The sequence below is a fragment of the Arthrobacter sp. Cr_A7 genome (assembly GCF_029222765.1).
In the GTDB taxonomy this organism is placed as follows: domain Bacteria; phylum Actinomycetota; class Actinomycetes; order Actinomycetales; family Micrococcaceae; genus Arthrobacter.
This window is the reverse complement of sequence record NZ_JARHXQ010000245.1, coordinates 1-2,207: the sequence shown is the minus strand read 5'-3', so window position 1 is coordinate 2,207 and position 2,207 is coordinate 1. Positions and strand designations below refer to the sequence as shown.

The following is a 2,207-nucleotide window of genomic DNA, read 5'->3' as shown; positions in this document are numbered from 1 at the left end:
CCTGGTGGAGCCAGCGCACGGGAGCGCCTTCGGCGGCGTGCCGGAAGGGCTCAAGTTCCTCGTCCCAGGCCTCGCCCAGTGCGAGCGACAGCTCGTGGTAGACCGCTGCGGGATCGCCTGCTCCGGACTCGTACGCGTAGCGGATCCGGTCCTCGGACACCATGATGTTGCCATGCACGTCGGTGACCGCATGGAAAATACCGAGTTCGGGGGTATGGGACCAGCGGCCGCCGTCCACACCCTGGCTCGGTTCTTCCGTGACCTCGAAGCGCAGATGCGCCCAGCCGCGGAGCGAGGACGCCAGTTTGGCTCCCGTCCCGGGGGTCCCGGTCCAGGACAGCTCGGCACGGAACATTCCGGGCGCGGCAGGTTGAGGGGTCCACTCAAGGTCCGTCCGTTTGTCCACGACGGAGCCAATGGCCCACTCAACATGAGGGCACAGGGCCGTAGGGGCCGAGTGAACAAACAGCACACCACGGGTCATTGCAACAGACATTCCATCCTCCATAGCTCTAGGTACGTCTTCCCCAACGACCTCTGCCTGGATGGAACTGCTGTGCCTTTTCCTGCGGGAGTTGCCTGCCCGGTTATTCAGATGTATCGGATTAAGCTGTGTCCGGACTTGCCGCGCCGCGTAAAGCCTCATGAGCTTCAAGCGTCACTTGAAAGTTGCCGGACGTGACTCTTATTGTGCCGTACCCCGCCGAATTACGCCAGTGCGATTACCCACACTGTCACTCATGCCCGGGGGTGTGCCTGCTGGTAGCTTTTGCGCAGCCGGTCCACCGAAACATGGGTGTAGATCTGGGTGGTGGCGAGGCTGCTGTGTCCCAGGATTTCCTGGACCGCTCGAAGGTCCGCGCCACCGTCAAGGAGATGCGTGGCTGCGGAGTGGCGGAGGGCGTGTGGTCCGGATGCCGAGGTGTCCCCCAGTGACCCGAAGAGGCTGTTCACCAAAGCCCGGACCTGCCGCTGGTCCACCCGTCCCCCGCGGGCACCAAGGAAGAGTGCCGGACCACTGGTGTCCCTGGCCAGCAGCGGCCGGCCCCGCCGCAGCCAGTCATCCACCGCGACAGCAGCCGGAACACCGAACGGCACCGTCCGTTCCTTGTTGCCCTTGCCGATGACCCGCAGTGTCCGGCGGTCCGGGTCCAGGTCATCGATGTCGAGGCCTGCCAGTTCACCCACGCGTACGCCTGTGGCATAGAGGAGTTCCACGATGGCGCGGTCGCGGACTGCCATGGGTTCACCGTCGGCTGCCGCTTCCTCCATCTTTGCCAGCAGACGGGTGAGCTGGGAAGTCTGCAGGACGCCGGGCAGGGATTTTTCACGTTTGGGCGCCTTCAGCCTGAGGGCGGGATCGGCTGCGATCCGCTCCTCGCGCAGCGCCCAGGCCGTGAACGACCTTACGGTGGCGGACCGGCGGGCAAGGGTTGCCCGTGCGGCACCTGCCTGGCTTTGCACCCCCAGCCAGCGGCGGAGCGTCCCCAACTCGAGGTCCTTGAGTCCGGCGGCACCTTCGGTTGCTGCGTAGGCCAGGAGGCTCCGCAGGTCACCCAGGTACGCCCGCCGGGTGTGGGCCGACAGGGCCCGCTCCCCTGACAGATAACCGGCGAACGCATCCAGTGCTTCCTCGAGCTCCGCGGGCAATTCCTCATGATCCACTCTCCTACTGTCTCAGTTTTGGCCGGCGAACCGCCGGCTGACACGGCCAGGCCGCTGCACAGCATTGGTGCCCAATCACGCTGATGCCTTGCCGCGTTTCCAGCCGCCCCGTTCCGAAACTGCCAGCCCGAGCAATCCCAGGCGGCCGAGCCCGGCGCGCACCGATTCGACACCCAGGCCGGCGACTGCAGACAGTTTCTCGACAGAGGTGGTGGAGCGCAGCGGCAGCGCATCCAGGAGGATCAGGTCCTCCAGGGTGAGCCCATCCTGGACCTGGGCGCGTCCCGGCCGTTGTTCCGGCAGCGCTGCACCGCTTGGTGATGCCAGCTCCGCCACTTCTGCAGCATCAGTGACACACACCGCTCCCCCGTCCCGCAGCAGCCGGTGGCAGCCCGCCGAGTTGGCACTGTGCACCGATCCGGGAACGGCTCCGACGGCACGGCCCAGCGTTTCGGCGTGGTGGGCAGTGTTAAGTGCCCCGGAGCGCCAGCGGGCCTCCACCACGACGGTTACGGCAGACAGGGCGGCAATCAGCCGGTTCC

The 2,207-nt window shown here is 66.3% G+C and carries 3 protein-coding genes; all 3 read right to left on the bottom strand.

Annotated elements, in window-relative coordinates; genetic code table 11:
* Window positions 1-496, bottom strand: a 496-nt coding sequence (locus tag P2Q66_RS14195) for a DUF3145 domain-containing protein (protein WP_275729107.1), incomplete at its 3' end; no start/stop codon positions are given.
* Window positions 497-738: 242 nt separating this feature from the next.
* Window positions 739-1,665, bottom strand: a complete 927-nt coding sequence (locus tag P2Q66_RS14190) for a tyrosine recombinase XerC (RefSeq protein ID WP_275729105.1) — start codon at window positions 1,663-1,665, stop codon at window positions 739-741.
* Between the two features lie 75 nt (window positions 1,666-1,740).
* Window positions 1,741-2,207 (bottom strand): DNA-processing protein DprA (locus P2Q66_RS14185; RefSeq protein ID WP_275729102.1); only part of this gene is annotated, 467 nt, incomplete at its 5' end.